The organism is Acidobacteriota bacterium (assembly GCA_016184105.1).
Classification (GTDB): Bacteria; Acidobacteriota; Vicinamibacteria; order Vicinamibacterales; family 2-12-FULL-66-21; genus JACPDI01.
Window position 1 is genome coordinate 149,554 of the sequence record JACPDI010000040.1, and the last position, 22,192, is coordinate 171,745.

Genomic DNA, 22,192 nt, shown 5'->3' on the forward strand with positions numbered 1-22,192 from the left:
TCAAGGAATTCGATGAAGGCGATCGAACGCCACCTCGAGCCTGGCGACATCCGCGACGCCGTAGGAGAGTCGTATGTGTCCTTCGCCGGCTTCCCCGAAGATCCTGCCCGGCAGCATCAGCACGTGCGCGCGTTCCAGCAGCCGGGACGCAAACGCGATGCTGTCCTTCATGCCGTCGATGCGGATGAACGTGAAGAAGCCTCCCGCTGCCGGCACGGCCGACCAGCCGGGCATGCTCGCGAGGCGCTCCTGCACGTAGTCGCGGCGCCTGCGCAGGTCGCGGAGATACGCGGGCGTGACGCCGCGCCGCGCCTCCAGCGCCGCATGCACCGCCACCTGGCTGATGGCCGGTGCGCAGATGATGGTCGTGTCCTGCGCCTTGAGGGCCTCTCTGATCAACGTGGGCGGGCCCGCGAGATAGCCGACGCGCCAGCCGGTCATCGAGAAGACTTTCGAGAAGCTGCCGACAAGGACGACGTTCTCCGGCAGCCGTCCACGTGCGACGTGCGACGGTGCGACGTGCGACGTGCCGTCGAATTCGAACCCTGCGTAGGTGCGGTCGAGGATCAGGAACATGCCGCGACTTGCGCACTGTTTCGCGATGCGGTCTATCTCCTGCCGCGGCACGACGGCGCCGGTGGGGTTGCTGGGCGTGGTGATGATGACGGCTTTCAGCGTCTTGCGCCTCGCGGCGCGGCCAGTGTCCCCCTTGAACAGCCGGCGCGATGTAATCACCCATCCCTCGTCGGCGGTCGTGGGCACTTCGATCGGTACGGCGTCGACGAGGCGCACGGCCATTTCGTGATTCATGAAGTACGGCGTGGGCAGCAGAACGCGATCGCCGGCGTCGGTGCAGCACTGCAGCGCCAGCATCAGTGCCTGGTTCGCGCCGGCGGTGATGATCAGCTGCCTGTCGGGATCGATGCGGACCCCGTCGTGGCGCGCGATCCAGGCGGCGGTGGCGTGCCGCAGCTCGGCGATGCCGGCGTCCGGCGTGTAGACATTCACGTCCGGGCGGCGGAGCGCGCGTCTGGCGGCCGCGAGAGCCTGCCGCGGCGCCGCGTCCCCGGGAATTGCCTGGCCCAGGTTGACGATGTTGGCTCCGCGCGCGGTGAGCACGCGGGCGCGACGCGCGAGCGTGTCGATCAAGGGCTCCGAGATGCGGAGGATGCGTTCAGCGAGCACGGGCCACCGGCTGATGAAGTGCCGCGGCAAGAACGACCGTGAACAACACGGCGTTGCCCGGCATCTGCAAGGAAAAATCGACCGCCTCCTGGAGCGCGATCGCCAGGAGACCTGTCACGGCGCCGATTCGCACCCAGGCGGTCATGGTATCGTCGCCCGCCTCGAGAAAGCGCCGCCTGACGGCGCGCACGATCGCCACCACCGCGAGCGCGGCCGGCACGAGGAGCAGCAGTCCTCCCTCAGCCGCGACCTGCAGGTAATCGTTGTGCGCCTCGGCGTAGTGTACTTCGAGGCTCCGCTTCTGGAAGAACAGCGTCGCCACCCCGTACGTGTTCAGACCGCTGCCGAACGGCATGAAGGCCCGCGCGATGTCCAGCGCGTCCAGCCAGGGTTCTGCGCGCTTCAGGGCATATCCGTCCGCCGCCTGCTGAAAGCGGCTCGCCACGGCCTCGGCGCCGGCCCATCCAATGGCCAGCAGCAGCACGAGGGCGAGGTAAGCGGAGAGCACCGCCTTGCGCGCACCGCGTTCGCGGCGGGCGACGAACCAGGCGGTCAGCGTGACCGCTCCGGCACAGCACGCGATGCCGGAGCGCGACATCGTCAGCACCAGCGCAAGCGCCATGACGAACACAGCCGATCCGAGCATGACGATCTGGCTCGCGTCACGCGAGCCGAACCACACGATCCGTTCCCGCAGGCCGCGACGGAGGTGGCGCGTGTCCTGGGCGACACGGCCGCAGAGGTACCCGAGTGACAGACACAGGGCCATGATCATCCAGCCCGCGTAGTGATTGCGGTTGACGAACGGCCCGAACGGGCTCCCGCCAAGTTCCGGCTCCCAAAAACCGTAGATCCGACCGTCATAAAAGGGCTTCTGGACGATGCCAACAATCGCGACGGACGTGCCCAGGATCACCACTCCCGTGGCAAAGGATCGAACACCCACCAGCGACATCATCCGCGCCACCCCGAACAGCAGGAGTGCCAGCGCGGCGAAAAGCGCGACGGCGAGCCAGGTTGACTCCGGCCGGAGCGAGAGGGGATGGGACGTCAGCAGCCCTGACGCGTATTCAACGCTGTACACGCGCAACGTTCGATCGGTCTCAGGGCTCCACCGCGCCAGCGTTGCCTGCGAAAGCGGTACGAGCTGCAGCAGTGGAGCCGCAAGCGCCAGCAGGATGCCGGCCGCCACCGGCATCGGGATCGTCGGCCCGTGGCGGCGAGTGCCGTGCACCGGCAAGAGGCCAAGGCCTCCGACCACGGCGGCACCACCAATCAGGGGCCAGTACGCCCAGGAGTACACGGCGCCGAACGCCAGGACACCCCAGGCGGCCAGGCCGAGGACAGCCCACACGAACACTCGCGCCGTTCTCCTGCCGCCCTGAAACACCGCAGCGCCAACGTGGCTCATGCCCGCTTCGCGTAGTATCGCGAGTATTCCTTCCGGTAGTGGTTGGAGTAGTAGTACGCCTGGCGGTGCAGGTCGACGCGGTTCAGGACCGTGCCCATGACGCGCACGTTGCCCAGGCGTTCCACGGCGGTGGAGACCGCGCGATGGCTGACCATGTCAGCTCCGACCACAAACAGGACCCCGGAACATCCATGCGCCGCTACCGTCGCATCCGTCACGGCGAGAACCGGTGGGGTGTCGATAAAGACCCAGTCGAAGTGCTCGCGGAGGGTCACCAGAAACTGCTTGAACGGGCGGGAGCCCAGAAGTTCTGTCGGATTCGGTGGCAGTTTTCCAGCGGGCAGCACCCACAGCGGGAGATCACCAATCTTGCGGATGGTGTGAGCCGGCTTGTGACTCCCGACGAGAATGTTTGAGAGGCCCGGTTCGAGTGGCAGCGAGAAACGCCCGTGAACCTGGGCCCGGCGCATGTCCGCGTCGATGAGCAGCACGCGGTGGCCCGCTTGAGCGAACGCGGTCGCGAGGTTGGCAGCGACCAGGGTCTTCCCCTCGCTCGGATCCGTGCTCGTCACGACGACTGAACGGGAACCCTCGTCCGCCGAGGCGAAGATGACGTTGGTCCGCAGCGTGCGCAGCGCCTCGAGAAATAACGGTGCCACACCGCGCGCCAGCACCGACCGCGCGTCGGCGGGGTTCGAGTCCACGAGGGGCACGAGGCCGAGAACCGGCATGCCCAGGTGCCGCTTGATGTCCTCAGGACGGCGGATCCGGTCGTCCAGGCGCTCGAACGCGAAAGCTACTGCGATTGCCAGCACGAGACCCACGGCCGCGCTTCGGGTCAGGCTTTTCCAGGCATTGGGAGTGATGGGCGCCTGGGGCACTTCCGCCGGATCGATGATCCTGATACTGCTGGTCCGCAGCTCACTGGAGACACCCATCTCCTTGGCTCGCTGCAGCAGGCTGTCGTAGATCTGCCGCGCGCTTTCGGCTTCGCGCTTCAGCACACCGAACTCGATCGCCTTGTGGTTCATCTCCAGCGCCTCACGCTTGTGGGCCTCGAGGGCGCCGGCGAGGCTCCGTTCCTGCGCCTGCGCCGAAAGAAAGTCGTTGTGCACGGATTGGACGACCTTCGCCATCTCGACCTGAAGGCGCGCCTGCGCCGATCGGACCGCCGAACGGATGCGCTCCATCTCCGGATGGCGGTCCCCCAGCTTCTGGGCGAGCTGGGCTTCCTGCCGCTGAAGATTGGACAGCTCGAGCCTCTGCTGCTGGAGAAACGTGTTTCCGAGAATCGCGGGAAGGGAATCGAGCGCGGGGGGGTTCCCGCGGGCCGCCGCGAATTGCCTGTAGACCGCTTCCTTCTCGATGCGGTCCGTCTTCGCGCGCGTCAGCGCGACGCTGATGTCCGTCACGCGCTGCACGATGATGTTGTCCCGGTCCTCGAGGGAAATCGCGTCGTTGCGCTCCCGGTAGCGCTGCAGCGCGTTTTCGGCTGCCTCGACCTGGCTGCGGCTCTCGGCCAGGCGGGCGGCCAGCCAGTCGGTCGCTTCCTTCGACGTATGGAACCGGAACTCCATCGTCTGTTCGATGTAGGCCTTGGCGTGGCGGTTGACGATCTCGGCGGCCAGCGCCGGGTCGGGCGACCGGAACGTCACGTCCACCATGCGGCTGTTGCGAATGGGCAAAACGCTGAGCGAACCGAGCAGGGCATCGATGGCGCGGGACTGCCCGCTGGTTTCGCCCGGCAGTGGCGACGCCTGGGCCCGTGGCGCCCGAAACACTTCGCCAATGGAGCTCGCCGCGGACATAAGCGTCGCCTCCACGCGGTGGAGCAGCCTGGCGGAAGCCGGACGGGAGTCTCCTCCGAACGGCGCACGGGACCACAAGTTCAGGTCGCCCAACGTGCGACGCGCAAGCGTGCGACTCTTGAGCAGCGTGTACTGCGTCTCGTAATAGTCGGTTCGCAACTGGCCTTCCTCGACAGCGCCGCGGAAATTGACGAAGTTCGGCGTCCCGGGATCGATGAGCAGTCGGACCCGCGCCTCGTAGATGGACGTCTGGGTGAAGGTGACGGCCACGACGAGCAGCTGCACGAGCAGGAAGACCGCGGCGGCGACCCATCGCCGCCTGTGCAGCACCATGAGCTGTTCGGTCAGCTGCGGCTGTTCCGAGCGAAAGGGGCCGCGAATCATCGCGCCCGGGAAAGCATCGCGAGCCGGTATCGAGGCGTTGGCGGCGGTTGTGTCGTTGAACATGTCGTGACCTGAACGTGTGGCTCGCGTCAGAAGAAGCGCTCGGGCACCGTGAGCGTGTCCCCCGCTCGCACGATGTCGCTGAGCTTCACCTTGATCTCCCGACGCTTGCCGTCGACGAAGCGGATGACTTTGATGCGGTTCAGCGCGGCGAACTGCGTCGCACCGCCCGCAAGCGACAGCGCCTGCAGAACCGTTGTGTTCGGCTTGATGCCGTACGAGCCCGGGTTCTTGACCTCGCCGAAGACGTAGATCGTCTCTGCCTGCGGTACGAAGATCGTGTCGCCGTCGCGAAGCTCGATGTTGTGCGACAGCGCACCACTCTGCAATTCGCGAAGGTCGATCGTGATGACCTCGGTGCCGTCTGCCGTCTGCGCGGCCTGGGGCAGCGTCGGCCCCGTCACACGGCGCGGATCGCGTGCTCGAACGACCAGCGCCTCTCCGGACGCGCTGGGCAGGGCCGAGCCGGCGCGCGCCAGCGCCTCGATGAACCTCATGTCGCCGGTCAGCGGATACGTGCCCGGGGATCGGACCTCTCCCAGGATGAAGATGCGCTGGCTTCGGAACTGCTCCACCCCGACAGTCACCTGGGGATTCCGGAGGAACCCGTCCGCGAGACGCCGCTTCAGTTCCTCCTCGAATTCCCGCAGCCTCATGCCCGCGGCTTTCAGGCGGCCGACCAGCGGAAAGTTGATCGTCCCGTCGGCTTCCACAGTGAACCGGCCCGTGAGGTCCGATTGCTCGAACACCGTGATCTGCAGGATGTCGGGCGGACCAATGATGTACGAGCCGGCGGGCTGAGCCGAGGCTGCGACGCCGTGCAGCATCAGGACAACGAGCGGCAACTGCATCTGGATGCAGAAGCGAGCGAAGGAGGCTGGAACTGCTGCCATGTCAGAAACGCTGGACCACGAACATGCCAACCCGTGTCGAGTTGTACGCGAGTGTCCGCTTCGTGCTTGACTGCCGGTCAACGTACGAGGCGGCGACGCCCACCTGCCTGCCACGCGGTGAACCATGAGAGATGGAGGCGGTGTAATTCCACGTCAGGTCGACGCGCCCGGGCTTCAGCGCCGCGTCCTCGACGGCCGGAGGAGCTTGGTCGAACGGGCGGTACGCGTACCAGTTCCGCAGCGCTCCCAGTGAGGCGGCGAAGGACGAGCCAAGGTGTCGCCGCACGACGAGTCCCCACATCTTGACGACGTAATAGGGTTCGCGCACCTGATATGAATAGCCGACGTCGCGTTTGGCCGTCAGTTCCAACGAGGTCGAACTCACGATCCTGTATGCGAGCGTCGCCTGGGCGAACAGCCCCTCATCGTCGGGCAGCTTGCGGCTGAGCGTCCGGAAACGATGCACGCCAACATGGGCCGACCCGGAAACCAGCGCCCGCGGCCGCATGTCGACACCTGCGGTGACCCGCGCCGTGTCGGCATTTCTTTCCGGGGCCCACGGGAAGCGATCCGCTTCCGCCTCGACACGCAGCCCAAAGCTGGTCAACGGCGTGGCGCGCCACCTGGCGGCGAGACGCCCCGTTCGAGTGTCGCGTCCCAGCGTGTCGCGCAGCTGCACACCGTCGTACATCGCTGTGGCGTCGAAGCGGGCCTCTGAGACGGCAACGGACGGTTCCAGGTAAAGCTTGCGAAACACGCGCACGGAGACACCCGCCGACCCCGAGCGATGCTCGCGCCGGAGCCTCGCGTCGATCTCGAAGTTCGGCCGCTGGCGCGTGCTCTCCTCGCCTGCCTCCAGGAAGATCGTCATGCGGTTCAGATAGTGCTCGAGCCTGGCGACGAGGTTGCCGCTGACCGCGCGCTCCCTGCTGAATCTCCAGTAATAGTCGACGGTCACCGCGCCTGTCGTGGTCAGCAGCGCTTTCCGACCGAACGGAACCGCGGCGTCGAGATTCTGTCGGAGCGAGAAGGTGAAGTCGGACTCGGGTGCTTCCGCCGAGTTGAACACGTTGTTGTCGACGCCCAGGTTGGTAATGGAGATGGTCGGCGTCAGGTATAACGGTCCGACGTGAAAGCGTGCATCAGCCCGCGGGTCCGGTTCTGCCTGGCCGGAGGCCGGACGCGAGCAGGTCACGCAGGCGGCCACAAGAACGGCAACGCGCAGGAGTCTCATCTCTTCATAACCGGCCCCGCTGCGGGAACACCCCGCACCGGGGCGCGAGAGCCGCGTCCGACGCGCGAGCGGTTTGTCGAAGTGTCTCCGGCCGCAGCCCGCCTGGAACCGTACCTACCGCGACGGGCTCGCGTTGTTCGTGGTCGCAACCACTCCCGCGGTCAGCCCCACCGCGACGCCGCCGATGATGGCCGCGCTGGCCGCCGAGCCGAGGCCGAATATCCCGAAGCCGGCGCCGCCGGCGGCCGCGAGGGCACCTGCCGCGCTGGCGGTCACCGCCACTGTCGCCATCGTGCCGGCCGCCACGCTGATCGGAACAGTGGTGCCGACGATCTGGCCGGCGGCGTTCACCATTTCCACCACGTAGTTCCCCGGATTGAGGCCGGTGAACGTGAACTGCCCAGAGGCGTTGGTCGTGCCGGTGCCGGCGAGCTGCCCCGTCTGCACGTTGCGGATCTGCACGGTGTGGTTCGCGAGGGTCTGCTGCTGGGCGTTCCGGGCGACGCCCTGCACCCCTCCCGTCTGATCCTGGCGCGGCACGACGCGCGCCGCGCCGACGGGAATGGCCGAAACCGCAACCGCGAGACACGTCAACGCCGAGAGAATCTTTCGCATGGAGCCTCTGTGCGTTTCGCGCTGCAGAGTCTGGTTTATCTCTGCGGTTGGGTCAATAGAACGAAAGCCGATCTGTATCGAAACTGCAACGTGATGTTGTAGGGAGACGCGCGCCGCTAAGCCCTTCCCTCGCCTTTAATTATGGACAGCTGCTTCATCTTTCTATACAGGTTGGTCCGCTCGATCCCGAGCTCGGAGGCCGCCGCTTCCATCCGCCAGCCATGGCGCTGGAGGGCGGAGGCGATGAATTCGCGCTCGAACTGATGCCGGGCCTCCCGGAGGGTCCCGACGGTGCCCCCCCGGGCGCTGGCACCGTCGAACCGCACGTGCTGAAGGACGTCCTCCTGAAGGACGACGCCACGCGGGACCATGACGGCGAGGCGCTCGACCAGGCCGCGCAGCTCCGCGGCGTTGCCCCGCCAGGGGAGGGACGAGAGCAGCGCGAGCGCGCTGCGCGAGAAGCTCTTGGCGGCCATGTCGTGGCGCGCGCAGGCCTCTTTCATGAAGAGCAGGGCGAGCAGCGGGATGTCCTGCGACCGCTCGCGAAGCGTGGGCAGCTCGAGCCGGACGACGGAGAGCGCCTCGAAGAGGGTGCGGCGGAAGGTGCGGCGATCGGTAAAGCCGTCAATGCGCGGCTGCGCTCCAGCAACCGTGCGCACGGTGGGATGGCCGTTGTCCAGCACGGGCGCGTCCTGCGCACCGCGCAGCCATCTCTCGAGCCGCGCCTGCGCCGGCTCTGGCAGCAGGCTGACGTCTTCGATGTAGAGGGTGCCTCCCCGGTGGTGCTCGATCGCACGGGCGAGCTCCCGCGTGCAGTCGGCGCCCGCGACGACTTTGACGAACTCGCCGTCACGCTGCGGCCCGTAACGGTGGATGGCGCGCGCCACCGTCTCGCGGCCGGTCCCCCGCTCCCCGACGAGGAGGATCGGGCAGCGGCTCGCCGCCACGCGGCGCGCGATCTCGTACACATCGCGCATGCGTGGGGACAGCGTGAACAGGCCGTCGATCGCGGCCTCGGCAACCGGCTGCGGCTTGCGTCCGGCCAGTCCGGCGAACTCGCGGACGTTGGCAAGCGCCGACAGCATGTCGGCTTCCCGCACCGGCCGGGTGATGATGTCCACGACGCCCAGACGGAGCGCCTCGGCGGTGCTGCCGGCGTCGCGGCGGTCGGCGATCGCGATGGTCCAGGCGCTGTGGTTGTTCGTCACGAGGGCGCGCAGGAACTTCAGCGATTCCTGGCGCAGGGCGAGATCGACGAGGGCGAACGCCGGACCTTCCGGGAGCGCGTCCGTCGCCTTGGCGGCGGTGCCCACGGTGATGACGCTGTAGCCGCGCGCGCCCAGCCATTCGGCGATGCGCGCGGGGTCCGCGGAGTCCGCGGAGTCCGCGGAGAGAATGATGACTTTCATTGCGAAGATTCACCGCAGAGTCCGCGGAAATCGCTGCGTCATCGCGTCGGAGTAATCCGTTTCGTGTACTTGCCGGCCGCGTCCGGATCGGTTTCAATCAGCTTCAATGCGCCGGCGGCGTACGTGAGCCGCCGGTCCGGCTTCGCATCGTTGTTCTCGTCGAACGCGACGGTCTCCAGCGCGCCGGCGGCGTAGGTCTCCCACTTGTCCGCCTTGCCGTCGCCGTTGGTGTCCTCCTCGGCACGCGCGAGCGCGTCGGCCACGTACCACTCCCAGCGATCGACCGCGCCGTCGCGCTTCGTCGAGACCTCGACGCGATCGATCTTGCCGTCCGCACGCTGGAACGCCCAGGCGTCCGCCTTGCCGTCGTCCGCGCGCGAGAAGCCGATCTTCTCGAGCGTGTTGCCGGTGCCGTGGATCTCCCAGCGATCGATCTTCCCGTCCTCGTTGGTGTCGACTTCCGCACGGAGGATACGGGTGCCCTCCATATAGGTCCACGTGTCGATCGTGCCGTTCTTGTTGCTGTCGTAGGTCAGACGCTGGAGGCGGCCGGTCTGCGGGTCGTAGGTGGCTCTGGTGGTCGCCTCGAGCCGCTCCTTTTCGGGGTCGGGGGCACAGGCGGACATCGCCGCGCCAACGAGCACCAACGCTGCGGCTGAGTAGCGGGACACGGACCATTTCCTACGCCGGCAGCAAAAATGCCCAAGCGTCCAGCCAGCACCGGCGCCGGCCCTGGCGCGAGCGGACTGGAACGTCACGAGTCGAGGGAGTGCTTTCATGCGTGCACGGCGTCCGTGTCCCTGAACGCGCGCTGATGTTCGAGGAACCACCTGTAAGTTGACGCGATGCCCCTGCGGAGCGGCGTCCGGTGGCGCCAGCCAAGCGCGTGCAGCTTGGAGACGTCCAGGAGCTTGCGTGGAGCGCCATCCGGTTTCGTCGTGTCGTACACGATCTTCGCGTCCGGATACACCGCGTCGCGCACCATCCCCGCCAGATCCGCGATGGTCACGTCCTCGCCCGTGCCGACGTTCACGTGCGCGCTCTCGTCGTACCGCTCCATCAGGAAGGCGCAGGCGTCCGCGAGATCGTCCACGTGCAGAAACTCGCGTCGAGGCGCGCCGGTGCCCCAGATCGTCACCTCGCGCGCGCCGGCCTCCTTCGCGTCGTGGAACTTGCGGATGAGCGCCGGCAGCACGTGCGAGCTGGCAAGAGCGAAGTTGTCGTTCGGGCCGTACAGATTCGTCGGCATCGCCGAGATGAAGTTCGACCCGTACTGCGCGCGATACGCCTGGCACAACTTGATGCCCGCGATCTTCGCGATGGCGTACGACTCGTTGGTGGGCTCGAGCGGGCCGCTCAGCAGCGCGTCTTCCGTCATCGGCTGCGGCGCGAGCCGCGGATAAATGCAGGAGCTGCCGAGATACAGCAGCTTCTTCACGCCGAACAGGTGCGCCGCGTGCACCACCGTCGCGTGAATGAGCATGTTGTCGTAGATGAACTCGGCGGGGCGCGTGGAGTTGGCGAGGATGCCGCCAACGGTGCCCGCCACCAGGAAGACGTACTCGGGCCGGTTCGCCTTGAACCAGTAGTTCACCGCCGCCTGATCGCGCAGGTCGAGCTGCTCGCGCGTGGCAAGGAGCAGGTCCCGGTGGCCGTCCGCCTCGAGCTTACGAACCAGCGCCGAGCCCACCAGGCCCCTGTGCCCGGCGACGTAAACGCGGGAATGCGAGTCCATACTGACTCAAGGCCAAAGGCGCCGCGAGCCCAAGGCCAAGGATGCCTGCTTAAAGGTCGAGGTAGATGGGAATAATCTCATCCGTTGGTGGAAGAGTCAAGACAGATGTTGCATGTTTGATACTGAACGCACTACCCCAGCTTCGAGATCTCCTCATACAGATAAGCCGCCGAGATCACGCCGTTGTGGAAGTTGGAAAGATCCAGCTTCTCGTTCGGCGCGTGGGAGTTCTCGTCCGGCAGGCCCACGCCGAACAGCACCGAGGGCAGCCCCAGCACTTCCTGGAACGTGGAGACGACGGGAATCGAGCCCCCTTCGCGGTTGAACACCGGCTTCTTCCCAAAGCCCTGCTCGATGGCGCGGCCGGCAGCCTGGACGAACGTGTTGTCGAAGGCGGCCATCCACGGCTTCCCTCCGTGCATCCGCGTGATCTTCAACTCCACCGTCTTGGGCGCGACCTTCTTCAGGTAGTCCTCGAACAGCGTCGCAATCTTGTCGGGATCCTGGTTCGGCACGAGGCGCATGCTCACCTTCGCCATCGCGACCGCCGGGATGACCGTCTTCGCCCCCTCGCCCGTGAACCCGCTGAGGATCCCGTTCACCTCGAAGGTGGGACGCGCCCACACGCGCTCGAGCGTGGTGTAGCCCGTCTCCCCGAACAGCCGCGGCGCGCCGAGGTCCTTCTTGTATTTCGTCTCGTTGAACGGCAGGCGCTTCCACTCGTTGCGTTCCTCCTCCGTCAGCTGCACCACCTCGTCGTAGAAACCGGGGATCTTGATGCGGCCGCCGCGGTCCTTCATCTGCGCGAGGATCTGCGCGAGCACGAACGCGGGGTTCGCGACCGCGCCGCCGAACGAGCCCGAGTGCAGGTCGCTCCTGGTGCCGCGCAGGTCGATCTGGAAGTAGATGAGGCCGCGCAGGCCGTAGCAGATCGACGGGATGCCGCGCTCGAACATCGGCGAGTCGCTGATGACAACGACGTCGGCGGAGAGGAGATCCTTGTTGTCGCGCACGAAGGTATCGAGGTTGGCGGAGCCGACCTCCTCCTCTCCCTCGAGGATGATCTTCATGTTCATGGGCAGGCGGCCGTTCTGCTTCACGTGCGCTTCGATCGCCTTGAAGTGCATGAAGATCTGTCCCTTGTCGTCGACGGCGCCGCGCGCGTACAACTCCCCCTCGCGCACCGTCGCCTCGAAGGGAGGCGACTCCCAGAGTTCCAGCGGATCGACCGGCTGCACGTCGTAGTGGCCGTAGAAGAGCATCGTCGGCGCGCCGGCGGCCTGCAGCCAGTCGGCGTACACCACCGGGTTGCCCGGGGTTTCGATCAGGCGGACGTTCTCGAGGCCGATGCGCTTCAGCTCCTCGGCGGTGTATTCGGCGCAGCGCCGCAGATCGCCCTGGTGCTGCGGCAGCGCGGAGATGCTGGGGATGGCAAGGTACTGCTTCAGCTCGTCGATGTAGCGGTCGCGGTTCGTGTTGATGAAGTCAATCACGCGATTCATTGCGTTTTCCCTCTTACCTTTGCCCTTTTACCTGTTCGACCGGCAGCTCTTCCCGATTCCCCCACTCGGCCCACGATGCGACATAGTTGCGGACGCGAGGGTAGCCGAGCAGCCGCAGCGCGAGGTATCCGTGCGCGGCGCGGTAGCCTCCCTGGCAGTAGGAAATCACGTCGCGATCGGGCGTGATGCCTTTCGCTTCGTACAGCCTCCGCAGGTCGGCGGCGGACTTGAAGCGGCCGGTCGCGTCGAGGTTGTCCCTCCACTCGACGTGAATGGCGTTCGGTATCGCGCCCGCGCGACTGGCGCGCTTCAGGGTGCCGCGATACTCCTGCTCGGACCTGGTGTCGAGTATCGCAAGGTCGTGCCGATGCCCCGGCGCGCCCGCACCCGCGAACACATCGCGCCAGCCGGCGAGCGTGTCCTCCCGCCGCCCGGTGCTCCCATCGTCGGGCCACGTGCCTTTCGGCGCCGTCTTCGCTTCACCGGTTTCAATCGGCAGGCCGGCGCCCTTCCACGCCTGGAAGCCGCCATCGAGGACGCGCACGTCCGGGTGGCCGAAGTACTCGAGGAACCAGAAGGCGCGTGCCGCGCGGATGCCGGTCTCGCTGTCTTCATAGACCGCGACGGGAGGCTTGGGATCGATGCCGCGCGTGGTCAGGTAGTGGCTGATGGTCCAGAGGAATGCCCGCATCGGCGCGGGGTCGGTGTCGTTGAGGCTGAGACCCCACAGCTCGAGGTGAATGGCGCCTGGAATGCGGCCGGCGGCAAACCGCTCAGCCGGGCGCGTGTCGATCACCTGGACGCGGTCGAGCTTCTGCAGCTCGGCGGGGCCGATGAGCAGGCGTGCGTTCGGATGGTCGGTCACAGAAGAGCGATCGTACACCAGGAGCGGCGCGGCCGGGTGCGGTGCCGCCCACCGCTCCGCGGGTTGCCGACCAGGGCGGCGGGCCCTTGAGGCACAGCGAGAGCGGGGGTGTTGACGCTGAGACACTTTACAGTGCAAAGTACAAGCGATGAACGTCGGCCGCGCGCTCGACCAGATCGCCGAGATCCACCAGCACCTCGCCAAGGGGGAGGTGTATCGCGGGTACCGGCCTCTGCCGATGGCATGCTCGGGCGTGGCCGGAATTGCCGCGGCGGCAATGCAGCCGCCCGCACTCGGATGGCACGACCCGATCGGCTTCGTCCTCTACTGGTCGGGCGTCGCCATCGTCTGCGGCCTGATCGCGAGCAGCGAGATCGTCCACAACTACCTCGTGCACGAGGGCACGACCGAACGGCGCCGCACGCGCCGGGTCGTCGGGCAGTTCCTTCCCGCGATGGTGGCAGGGGCGCTCGTCACCCTCACGTTTCTGCGCGTGAGCCCCGCGCTCGTGGCGACCCTCCCGGGCGTCTGGTCGCTCTTTTTCGGCCTGGGAATCTTTGCCTCGCGACCCTACCTGCCTCGTGCGAGCGGCTGGGTGGCGCTCTTCTATTTTGCCGCGGGCGTCGGACTGCTCTGGCTCTCGCCAACCCCCGTCGCGCGATCGCCGTGGTCGGTCGGAGGGACGTTCGGAGGCGGGCAGCTGCTGGCCGCGCTGGTTCTCTACTGGAATGTCGAACGCCATGACTAAGAAGCGAAGCGACCACGAGCCTGGCAGGTTTGCCTACGACGGCATCGATCGAGTGATGCACGAGCGGGCGCGGCTCAGCATCATGACCTCGCTGGTTACGCGCACCGAGGGGCTCCTGTTCGGCGAGTTGAAACACCTGTGCGGCCTGACCGACGGCAATCTGAGCCGTCATCTCGACGTGCTTCGCGACGCCGGCCTGGTCGAGATCTGGAAAGGGTTCGAGGGACGGCGCCCCCAGACGCTCTGCCGGCTCACGCCCGAAGGGCGCCGGCGATTCGTCGAGTACCTGGAAGAGCTGGAGAAGGTGGTCAAGGACGCGTTGCCGCGAGCGACCAGGCGACCCGAACGGCTCCCATCGCTCCCGCCGGGCTGGATGCCGGCTGAGTCGTAAGGTCGTAAGTAAGTGTGACAGTCACACTTAATAAGTGTGACAGTCACACTTTCCGGTTTGTAGGACAAACACCGACAAACTAAACGATCCGGCCCCGCCGATAGTCTTTACCGGCATGCGCCGTTCGCCCGAACGGCGCAGCAAACCAGCGCCTCCAGTCAGGACCGTGATGCGGATCCTCAAAGCCTTGGGCAGCGACGCACAGCCCTGCGGCTGCCTCATCGGTATCTACGAGACGTACGGCGGGCACGTCGTGCGTCTCGTGGACTCGACAGGCGAGTCGTGCGCTCGCCATCGCCTGGATCAACAAATCGAGCCGGGCGAGATGGCAATCCACACCCCGGAGCTTTCGCGGGCGCGTTCCTCCGACTGAAGCTTCTCCAGGTGCGCGACGACGCTGCCGCGGGCCGCATCGTTCAGCTTGGGGTGGAGCGTGGGATAGAGGTGCGCCACGAGGTCGTCAACGCTGCGCGCCCGCGCGGCCAGCGCCTCGACAATCTGCTGCTCCCGCTCAATCCGGTGCGCGATGTACTGCCGCAGCAGCCCCTCGACGTCGCGGATTACCGGCCCGTGCGACGGAAGCAGCACGGACGGCTTCATGGCCATGACGCGCTCGAGCGACCGAAGGTACTCGGCGACGCTGCCGCCTCGTCCCCCCGGAATCACCACGCTCATCCCGCGCACGGCGAGGTCGCCGGAAAACAGCGAGCGCGTGCCCTCGTGCCACAGGCAGACATGGTCCGGCGCGTGGCCGGGCGTGTGCACCACGGTCAACACGGCACCCCCCGCGCGCAATTGATCTCCATCGCGGAGCGGCGTCCACGGCACGGGATACTTCACGTCGCGGTCCGGCCATGGCACCTTCAGGAATTCCGCCGACGGCCACCGGGCCGCGAGCGCCTGCGCGCCGGAAGCGTGATCGGAATGCGCGTGCGTGACAATCACGCGGGCGAGCGCCGCGCCGGCAAGCTGCTCCTCGATGGCAGCGACGTGCGCCGCGTTGCCCACACCAGCGTCGATGAGCGCCGGTTCTGCGCCGGGCAGCAGATACGTGTTGTTCCCGGTGCGGCCGGTATAGATGCTGGGGTTGTTGGCTGGGAGAGGAGTGAAGTGCACTGTCTGGGTTCAGGGTTCAGGAAAAGTCAGAAGTGTACTCGCAGGCGCGCGTAGAGGAAATCGCGGTCGGCGAAACGCCCGATTGCGTCGGCGCTCCTGCCGATGAACCATCCCACCGACCCTTCAATCGCGACATCTTCCACAAGCTCCATCGACGTGATGTTCCGGGCAAACGCCGACCGATCCGTCATGTTGTATACCGCGAAGGTTCGCCGGCGGCCGATTCGCGATGGACGAGCAACGTGCCGCTCACGTGGAACCGACCGGCCCGCCGGTCGACACCGGCGCCCACGTCCACCCGATCGACGTCGCTGTGAATCGCGGCGACCTCGCCGCGCAGCGCCCAGTTCTCCCGCGCGGTCTCGAAGTCGCCGCCGACCATCGTCAAACGCGGGAAGGTCCGCGCCGCCTGCATCAGCGGCGCGAGCGCCAGCGGGTCGGGCGGCTGCACCTTGAAGGTCCCGAACGCGTCGAACCCTCGGTACGCGGCCACTGACCAGTCCCACCGCCCCGCCGTCGCGGAGACGCGGGCGCCTCCCTGCACGTTTCGCAGGGACGTTGGCGGCTCGAGCACCGCGGGGTCGAGCGGCCGGCACACGCCGATGCCCAGGCAGACGATGCGGTCTGCTTCCAGGTTGAAGGGTGACGCGCGCTCGTCGAGCAGATCGAATGATCCGCGCGTAAAGGTCGGCACGAGCACGGCATCCATCGTCGCGCGCTCGCCGAAAAAGAGGCGTCCTCGGACGAGGGGTACGGCGAGCCGCGCCTCCGATCGGCCTTCCAGGAAGAACCGCGCCAGGTCCAGGGGATTCACGATATCGGTCGGCTGAATCTCGTCGAGGCGGCCCCATACCACGCGCGTGTAGCCGGCGCGCAGGTCCGCCCGAGCCCCGGCCACCTCGACGTACGCCTCCTGCGGCCGCGCGGTGACGTCGCGCGCCGTCTGGCCGCGGCCCCTGTCGGCCACGAGTCCCTCCACGAAGCCGGCCAGATGGATTGTGAGGCGGCCGAGGCCGAACTTCTCCTCGGCGAAGAGCCGCGCCCGCAGCTCGGTGACGGGGACCGGCGCGTTCGGCAGACGATCCACAGCCAGCCAGACATAGCCGCTGGGGCGCGTCTGCGCGGTCAGCTCACCGCAAGACGCGCAGAACACGCTGAAGACGACGACAGGCAGGACGACGCGCACGTTGGTGTTCATGCTCCCGCGGCTTCCGCGCGTTCCGCGGTGAGTGCCCGCTCCCCCTGGAACCACGGCACAAGTTTGATAATCGCCGGCAGCACGAACACCTCCGCCAGGAACGCGGTGGCCATCGTCAGACCGAGCAGGCCGCCGAACCACGCGGTAGGACGGTATTCAGACGCCAGCAGCACGCCGAATCCCGCGCTGTTGATGATCGCCGTGGTGAGCGCCGCGCGGCCTTCGAAAACTGTCGCCGCCTCGATCGCGCGGTCTACCGTCGCGCCGTGCGCGCGGTCCCTGCGGAACCGGTTGATGAAATGGATCGTGTCGTCGTCCACGACGCCCAGCGCAACGCTCGAGACCATGATGGTCGCCACGTTCATCGAGATGTCGAGCCATCCCATCATGCCCAGCACGGCCAGCACCGGAAAGAGGTTCGGGAAGATCGCGAGCACGCCGAAACGCGCCGACCGGAAGACCAGGAAGATCACGCCGAACACGGTGACGAAGGCCGTCGCGAAGCTGCTCAGCTGCGAGGTCACCAGGTAATGGTCGAGCGTGGAAAAGAGCCGGCCGGACCCCGTGACGGTCGGCGTGATGGTCGTGCCGGCAAACGCGTCGGCCGCGATCTGCTCCGCCTTTTCAATCTGCGCGAAGACGAGGTCCGAACTCATCGACGCGAGCTTCACGGACATCTGCGCGCGCGAGTAATCGCTCGCCACGATCCGTTCCAGCTCGCCGCGACCGCGGTCCGACAGGCCGAAGACAAACAGCTCCTGGGCAATGGCCGGCGCGTCGGCCGGCAGGACCGCGGATTCCGGCCGGCCATCGTGCAGCTCGCGGTTGATGCGTTTCACGTAGTCGGCGACCGACGTCGCCTTCTTCACGTACGGCAGCCGCAGCAGCTCCGCCGACACGCGCTCCATCCGGCGCATCGCGTCCGGCGACTTCAGGGAATCCGGCGGACCTTCCAGCAGGATGTTGAAGCTGTAGATGCCGGACAGCTCCTCGTCGATGACGGCCGCCGACGTGCTCAGCGGGTGACGCTTGCTGAAGAAATTGATGTGATTGGTGTCCACGTACAGCCGGCTCGTGCCGGCAATCGTGACGGCGCCGATCGCGGCGGCGATCGACAGCACGAGCCTCGGTCGGCCGGCGGAGAGCCTCGCGACGCGCCGAAGCGGCTCGACCAGATACGTCTCGTGAGGCGCCGCCGATGCAGTGTCGCGGCGGACCCACGCGAGCAGCGAGGGCACGAGCACGAGGGAGATGACGAAGTCGATCATGATGCCGGCGGCCGACCCGATCCCGAACTGCCGGACCGCGACAACGTCGCTCGTGGCGAGCGAGAGCATGCCGAGCGCCGTGGTGACGCTCGCGCCGAGCAGCGGCGCGAACAAGTGGCTGACCGTGGCCTTGAACGCGGCTTCCGCGTCCCGGTGGCGCCGCTCGTGCTCAAAGTGCTGCATGATGTGCACGTCGTCGGCGATCGCGAGGACGATGATGAGCGGCACGAGCATGCTCGTGAGCACGTTGTAGGTGAAGCCGATCACCGTGTAGAGGCCGAGGGTCCAGAACACGCTGACGAGCACCGCGAACATCGCCAGCGCGGTGCGCCGCCACGACCGGAACATCAGGTAGATGGCGGCCAGCGTGAGGAGAAGGATCGGGGGGGTGAACTTCGCCGTGTTGTCGAGGGTGATCCGGTTATAGGTTTCGCTGATCTCCAGGCTGCCGTTGAAGTGCGCGGTCAGGCCGGCCGGCAGCCGCGAGGTCACCGCGCGGTGCACCGCGTCGACCACCTGCGCCCGCACCTCGTCCACCCGGTCCTCGTCGAAGCCCACGACGATCGCGACGACCCGCTCGTCGTCCGATACGAGGTCGCCGCGAATGAAGTCGTCCCGCATCGCGAGCCGCCGGACGGCAGCGATGCCCTGCTCGCGGAAGACGTCGGACAGCGGCCGCACGAGCAGCGTGGCGTCGTCGTCGGAACTTCGGTCGGAGGGGCGAGCATTTTCGCCGGCGGCCGAAACTGACGGTGTACGATCACGGCCGCCTGCGAAAACGCCCGTCCCTCCGACCTGGCTGGCACCCGAGACGATGTTCGTCGTGGCGAGGCTGTCGGCGCGCTGCACGAGCCGGATGCGCTGGATGTCCGCCGTGGCGCGTTCCAGGAACTGGAAGCGCTCGGCGGTGAATACGGTCCCTTCTTCCGCCTTCAGCGCGACGATCAGGGTGCGCGTGCCGCCGAATTCCTTCCTGAAGCGTTCGTACTGCTGAAAGACCGGATCGTCGCGGGAGAACCACGCGGTGATGTCGTTGTCGATCCTGGTGATGACGCCGAGCGACGGCAGAGACAGGACGGCGCCCAGCACGATCAGCGCCGACAGCGGTTTCCGCCAGCGATAGAGGAAGACGGCGAGACGATCGCTCATCGGCCTGCGCCGCGCTCCAACTCGCGGCGCGAGAACTGCGCGTCGGAGAGCCCGGCGTTGTACTCGATGCGCTCGACCCGCAGGCGCGTCCGCGTCCGATCGAGCAGGTTGGACATCCCGGCCTCGAGGACGGTCCAGATGCCCTGGATCTTGTCGAGCCGTGTGACCGCGTACACCTTTTCGCCCTCGTCGCGGCGATTGAACACTTCGGCGCCTACGACCACGAAATCTGTTGTGACAACCGATACCACTCGCGGATACTTCGCGCTCGCGTCCTTGCGCTTCGACTCAAGGCGATAGGCGGGCTGCGTGGTACCGTCGGGGGCGCGCCACGTCGCGTTGTCCGCCGGGCTGCCGAGCAAGGCGTAGGTATAGTCGTCGAATTCGCGCCCGCCGATGTCCTCGTAGCTGAAGTCGGTGCCGACGAAGCTCTCCTGCGCTTCCGATCCGGCGATCCGTCGCACCCGGCCGAGCGAGGGCAGGTACAGAAACCGTTCGTCTTCCGCCGCCGGATGCTCCCAGACGAGGAAGCTGGTGCCCCTGATGTCCTCCGGGCGCGTGAAGCGCGTCAGGACCTTGTCCCCTTCCCGTCCGGCGCCTCGCTTGGACAGCAGGGTGAGCGTGCGCTCGCGCGCGCGGCCGTGGCGATCGTAGAGCGTCAGGTGGAGCGTGCCGCGGGAATCGCGTCCGGTATCGCGATCCTGGATCTGGCGCGCCACCCACTCGCCGGTCACCTTGCCCTGCGCGTGCAGGGGATCCGTGTCGGCCCCACCTCCAGGCAGGAAGCAGACAACCAGAGCCGCTCCGAGCGATCGCATCGCCTTGAGGGGCACGGCATCGATCGTATCTCAGACCGTGGGGATCCCGCGATGCGCCGCCCGCGGAGCGCTGTTTCCGGGCGCCAGCTCGCGCTATCATTCCCGCATGGTGTTGATCTTCGGCAAGGACGGCTGCCCGTACACCGAGGCCGCGCGGCAGGACCACGAGCGGCGCAAGGTCCCGTTCGAGTACTTGAACGTCAAGAAGGACAAGGCCGCGCTCACGCGCATGCTCGAGTTCTCGCACGGCGAGCGCCGCGTGCCCGTCATCGTCGAGGGCACGAGCGTCACGATCGGTTTCGACGGCGGAACTTGAGGTGTGTGACGGCCGCCGTGCGCGGCACCAGCAAGACACCTGTCAGACGAGCTTCTTGTTGAGCAGCTCCCGCCACCGCTCGGGCACCGGCACCGGCGTGTTCTTCGCGTAGTCGTAGACGACCTGGACGGTCTTCGCGTTCGCGATGAGCCGGCCGTCCTCGCCGCTCACGATTTCGTATTCGTACTGGAAGCTCGTGCGCCCGATCGCGGCGACGGAGAGCCGCACCTCGATGGCCTCGCCGAGTCGCGCGGGCGACTTGTAGTCGCACTCGGCACGGGCGAGGATCACGCCGGGATCCGGAAAGCGATCCTCGGCGTAGTTCCAGAGCGCGCGCCAGTGCTTGAAGCGCGCCTGCTCCATGTAAGTGAGATAGACGGCGTTGTTGACGTGCCCCATCGCGTCGCAGTCGCGGAAGCGGACGTCGAGGCGATGGGTGAAGACGTGATTTGCCACCTTCTTACCACTATAATCCGAACGCTTGTTTACGCCCGACGAACGCCGCGCGCTCGAACCGTACTTCACGAATCTCGACGGCCCCGTCTTCGCGCTGGTCAACCTGCCGGAAACCGTGAAGGGGGCGCTGTTCGCGCGCTACTCGCGGTCGCCGAAGTCGCTCCGGCGGCTTTTCCTGGACGAGTTCCTGGAAGGGGACGCGCTGAAGGCCGCGGCCCCTGGATCGGTCGGATCGGCGCGCGCCGACCAGCTGTACGCGAAAGTCTTCAATGACTACGGCGACGATTCCGTCGCGCAGCTTGGCGGCGTGCACCTCGCCTGCGAGGACGTCTCCAACATCCTGACGAAGGTGCTCGAGTGGGGGCGCCTGATGGCGTATCTCGAGCAGTCCACCCGGTATATCCCCTACACGCAGAAGCGCGACGGACACTGGCGCTACCACGTCCCTGCTGAAATCGAACAGCGTCCCGCGTTGCGCCAGATGTTTGTGTCGACGCTCGACGGCGCGTTCGAACGATACGCGCGGTGGATCGACCCCATGCAGGAGCACTTCCGGGCGCGCTACCCGAAGGCGCAGGCAGACTCGGACGCCGTCTATCGCGCCGCGATCCGCGCCAAGGCGCTGGACACGCTGCGCGGAATGCTGCCCGCCGCCACCCGGTCGAACGTCGGCATCTATGCGACGGGCCAGGCCTACGAGGCGCTGCTGCTCCGGATGCGCGCGCATCCTCTGGAAGAGGTGCGCGTCCATGCCGGCCTCATGCTCGCCGAACTTCGCAAGGTGATCCCGGCGTTTCTCACCCGCGTGGACCAGCCGGATCGCGGCGGGCGCTGGAGCGAATTCCTGGCGTGCGCGCGCGAGGCGGCCGCGGGGGCGGCACGCGACGCGCTGGCCGATGCGGTGGCCGAAGAGCGCGCGGAGGTCACCCTCTCGGAGTTCGACCCCGACGGCGAGACGAAGGTCGTCGCCTCGGCGCTGTACGCCGCGTCGCATCTGCCGGACGATCAGCTCCTGGCGATCGCGCGCGACATGCCGGCAGAGAATCGCGCCGAGATCCTGCGCGCGTACATCGGCCACCGCGCGAACCGCCGCCATAAGCCGGGGCGCGCGTTCGAGCGGACGCGGTACCGCTTCGACGTGCTCGCCGACTACGGCGCCTTCCGCGACCTGCAGCGCCACCGCATGCTCACGCTGGAATGGCAGCCCCTCAGCACGCGCCACGGGTACGTCGAGCCCGACGCGATCCGCACCGCTGGCGCGCTCGAGGACTGGCAGTGGGTGATGGACCAGTCGGCATCGCTGTATGACGCGATCGTGGCCGAGGGGCTCCAGCCCGTCGCCGCCTACGCCGTCGCCATGGCGTACCGCGTGCGCTTCTACATGGACATGAACGCGCGCGAAGCGATGCACGTCATCGAGCTGCGCACGGCGCCGCAGGGACACCCTTCGTACCGCCGCATCTGCCAGGCGATGCATCGCCTGATCGCGGACCAGGCCGGCCACCACGCGATTGCCGCCGCCATGAAGTTCGCCGACCATTCCGCGGTCGAACTCGAGAGGTTGAACGCAGAGAGAGAGCTGGAACGGAAGCGCCGCGGCCCGTCGTGAGAAGCCGCGCGGTTGGAGGATC

General features: G+C 67.1%; 21 protein-coding genes. 4 read left to right on the forward strand and 17 right to left on the reverse strand.

The genetic code is table 11. The features are described from left to right. The 11 genes from HYU53_14710 to HYU53_14760 all read right to left on the reverse strand — a co-directional run bounded on the left by HYU53_14710 (position 1) and on the right by HYU53_14760 (position 13,101). Entirely contained in the window at positions 1-1,185 is a 1,185-nt protein-coding gene (locus HYU53_14710) for a pyridoxal phosphate-dependent aminotransferase (protein MBI2222444.1), read from the reverse strand. After that, the gene (locus HYU53_14715; protein MBI2222445.1) at positions 1,175-2,596 is read right to left on the reverse strand and encodes an O-antigen ligase family protein; all 1,422 of its coding nucleotides are present in this window, start codon (positions 2,594-2,596) and stop codon (positions 1,175-1,177) included. The genes HYU53_14710 and HYU53_14715 overlap by 11 nt, the downstream gene beginning before the upstream one ends. Next, positions 2,593-4,851 (reverse strand): polysaccharide biosynthesis tyrosine autokinase, encoded by a 2,259-nt coding sequence (locus HYU53_14720; GenBank protein MBI2222446.1) that lies wholly within the window; start codon positions 4,849-4,851, stop codon positions 2,593-2,595. The genes HYU53_14715 and HYU53_14720 overlap by 4 nt, the downstream gene beginning before the upstream one ends. A gap of 26 nt (positions 4,852-4,877) precedes the next feature. Next, the gene (locus tag HYU53_14725) at positions 4,878-5,741 is read right to left on the reverse strand and encodes a polysaccharide biosynthesis/export family protein (protein ID MBI2222447.1); all 864 of its coding nucleotides are present in this window, start codon (positions 5,739-5,741) and stop codon (positions 4,878-4,880) included. 1 nt (position 5,742) lies between these two features. After that, entirely contained in the window at positions 5,743-6,975 is a 1,233-nt protein-coding gene (locus HYU53_14730) for an outer membrane beta-barrel protein (GenBank protein ID MBI2222448.1), read from the reverse strand. Between the two features lie 114 nt (positions 6,976-7,089). Continuing rightward, the gene (locus HYU53_14735; protein ID MBI2222449.1) at positions 7,090-7,590 is read right to left on the reverse strand and encodes a carboxypeptidase regulatory-like domain-containing protein; all 501 of its coding nucleotides are present in this window, start codon (positions 7,588-7,590) and stop codon (positions 7,090-7,092) included. Between the two features lie 116 nt (positions 7,591-7,706). Beyond that, complete coding sequence (locus HYU53_14740; protein ID MBI2222450.1) at positions 7,707-8,999, reverse strand: sigma-54-dependent Fis family transcriptional regulator; 1,293 nt, start codon at positions 8,997-8,999, stop codon at positions 7,707-7,709. Between the two features lie 38 nt (positions 9,000-9,037). Then, positions 9,038-9,670 (reverse strand): hypothetical protein, encoded by a 633-nt coding sequence (locus HYU53_14745; protein ID MBI2222451.1) that lies wholly within the window; start codon positions 9,668-9,670, stop codon positions 9,038-9,040. Between the two features lie 104 nt (positions 9,671-9,774). Next, positions 9,775-10,734 (reverse strand): GDP-L-fucose synthase, encoded by a 960-nt coding sequence (locus HYU53_14750; protein ID MBI2222452.1) that lies wholly within the window; start codon positions 10,732-10,734, stop codon positions 9,775-9,777. A gap of 131 nt (positions 10,735-10,865) precedes the next feature. After that, a complete protein-coding gene (locus tag HYU53_14755) occupies positions 10,866-12,236 on the reverse strand; it encodes a dipeptidase (GenBank protein MBI2222453.1) in 1,371 nt (456 codons plus the stop codon). 13 nt (positions 12,237-12,249) lie between these two features. After that, positions 12,250-13,101, reverse strand: coding sequence for a sulfurtransferase (locus tag HYU53_14760; protein ID MBI2222454.1), 852 nt, complete (start codon positions 13,099-13,101; stop codon positions 12,250-12,252). Positions 13,102-13,249: 148 nt separating this feature from the next. On the opposite strand from HYU53_14760, the gene HYU53_14765 reads away from it, so the two are divergent. Beyond that, entirely contained in the window at positions 13,250-13,849 is a 600-nt protein-coding gene (locus HYU53_14765) for a hypothetical protein (GenBank protein MBI2222455.1), read from the forward strand. Then, positions 13,842-14,240, forward strand: coding sequence for a transcriptional regulator (locus tag HYU53_14770; GenBank protein MBI2222456.1), 399 nt, complete (start codon positions 13,842-13,844; stop codon positions 14,238-14,240). Before HYU53_14765 ends, HYU53_14770 begins: the two co-directional genes overlap by 8 nt. Positions 14,241-14,543: 303 nt before the next feature. On the opposite strand, the gene HYU53_14775 is transcribed toward HYU53_14770, so the two are convergent. The 5 genes from HYU53_14775 to HYU53_14795 are packed head-to-tail and all read right to left on the reverse strand — an operon-like array spanning position 14,544 to position 19,804. Then, entirely contained in the window at positions 14,544-15,356 is an 813-nt protein-coding gene (locus HYU53_14775) for an MBL fold metallo-hydrolase (GenBank protein ID MBI2222457.1), read from the reverse strand. A 26-nt stretch (positions 15,357-15,382) separates the two neighbouring features. Further along, on the reverse strand, positions 15,383-15,547 hold the full coding sequence (locus tag HYU53_14780) for a hypothetical protein (GenBank protein MBI2222458.1): 165 nt from the start codon (positions 15,545-15,547) through the stop codon (positions 15,383-15,385). Continuing rightward, entirely contained in the window at positions 15,544-16,554 is a 1,011-nt protein-coding gene (locus HYU53_14785; GenBank protein MBI2222459.1) for a hypothetical protein, read from the reverse strand. The genes HYU53_14780 and HYU53_14785 overlap by 4 nt, the downstream gene beginning before the upstream one ends. Continuing rightward, positions 16,551-18,971 carry an MMPL family transporter gene (locus HYU53_14790; GenBank protein ID MBI2222460.1) on the reverse strand — a complete coding sequence of 807 codons (2,421 nt, stop codon included), beginning with the start codon at positions 18,969-18,971 and terminating at the stop codon, positions 16,551-16,553. The genes HYU53_14785 and HYU53_14790 overlap by 4 nt, the downstream gene beginning before the upstream one ends. Further along, complete coding sequence (locus HYU53_14795) at positions 18,968-19,804, reverse strand: outer membrane lipoprotein-sorting protein (protein ID MBI2222461.1); 837 nt, start codon at positions 19,802-19,804, stop codon at positions 18,968-18,970. Before HYU53_14795 ends, HYU53_14790 begins: the two co-directional genes overlap by 4 nt. Before the next feature lie 91 nt (positions 19,805-19,895). Here HYU53_14795 and HYU53_14800 point away from each other — a divergent pair, with 91 nt between their 5' ends. Next, positions 19,896-20,105, forward strand: coding sequence for a glutaredoxin family protein (locus HYU53_14800; GenBank protein MBI2222462.1), 210 nt, complete (start codon positions 19,896-19,898; stop codon positions 20,103-20,105). Positions 20,106-20,147: 42 nt separating this feature from the next. On the opposite strand, the gene HYU53_14805 is transcribed toward HYU53_14800, so the two are convergent. Continuing rightward, positions 20,148-20,561 carry an acyl-CoA thioesterase gene (locus HYU53_14805; GenBank protein ID MBI2222463.1) on the reverse strand — a complete coding sequence of 138 codons (414 nt, stop codon included), beginning with the start codon at positions 20,559-20,561 and terminating at the stop codon, positions 20,148-20,150. A 25-nt stretch (positions 20,562-20,586) separates the two neighbouring features. Here HYU53_14805 and HYU53_14810 point away from each other — a divergent pair, with 25 nt between their 5' ends. Continuing rightward, positions 20,587-22,170, forward strand: coding sequence for an FAD-dependent thymidylate synthase (locus tag HYU53_14810; protein MBI2222464.1), 1,584 nt, complete (start codon positions 20,587-20,589; stop codon positions 22,168-22,170). The last annotated feature ends 22 nt before the right edge of the window (positions 22,171-22,192 follow it).

Excerpts from the sequence above, each read along its gene's own strand:
- HYU53_14780 (MBI2222458.1), bottom strand. The coding sequence starts at position 15,547 with ATGACGGATCGGTCGGCGTTTGCCCGGAACATCACGTCGATGGAGCTT.
- HYU53_14770 (MBI2222456.1), top strand. The coding sequence starts at position 13,842 with ATGACTAAGAAGCGAAGCGACCACGAGCCTGGCAGGTTTGCCTACGAC.
- HYU53_14790 (MBI2222460.1), bottom strand. The coding sequence starts at position 18,971 with ATGAGCGATCGTCTCGCCGTCTTCCTCTATCGCTGGCGGAAACCGCTG.
- HYU53_14735 (MBI2222449.1), bottom strand. The coding sequence starts at position 7,590 with ATGCGAAAGATTCTCTCGGCGTTGACGTGTCTCGCGGTTGCGGTTTCG.
- HYU53_14755 (MBI2222453.1), bottom strand. The coding sequence starts at position 12,236 with ATGAATCGCGTGATTGACTTCATCAACACGAACCGCGACCGCTACATC.
- HYU53_14800 (MBI2222462.1), top strand. The coding sequence starts at position 19,896 with ATGGTGTTGATCTTCGGCAAGGACGGCTGCCCGTACACCGAGGCCGCG.
- HYU53_14750 (MBI2222452.1), bottom strand. The coding sequence starts at position 10,734 with ATGGACTCGCATTCCCGCGTTTACGTCGCCGGGCACAGGGGCCTGGTG.
- HYU53_14720 (MBI2222446.1), bottom strand. The coding sequence starts at position 4,851 with ATGTTCAACGACACAACCGCCGCCAACGCCTCGATACCGGCTCGCGAT.
- HYU53_14765 (MBI2222455.1), top strand. The coding sequence starts at position 13,250 with ATGAACGTCGGCCGCGCGCTCGACCAGATCGCCGAGATCCACCAGCAC.
- HYU53_14725 (MBI2222447.1), bottom strand. The coding sequence starts at position 5,741 with ATGGCAGCAGTTCCAGCCTCCTTCGCTCGCTTCTGCATCCAGATGCAG.
- HYU53_14785 (MBI2222459.1), bottom strand. The coding sequence starts at position 16,554 with ATGAACACCAACGTGCGCGTCGTCCTGCCTGTCGTCGTCTTCAGCGTG.
- HYU53_14740 (MBI2222450.1), bottom strand. The coding sequence starts at position 8,999 with ATGAAAGTCATCATTCTCTCCGCGGACTCCGCGGACTCCGCGGACCCC.
- HYU53_14730 (MBI2222448.1), bottom strand. The coding sequence starts at position 6,975 with ATGAGACTCCTGCGCGTTGCCGTTCTTGTGGCCGCCTGCGTGACCTGC.
- HYU53_14715 (MBI2222445.1), bottom strand. The coding sequence starts at position 2,596 with ATGAGCCACGTTGGCGCTGCGGTGTTTCAGGGCGGCAGGAGAACGGCG.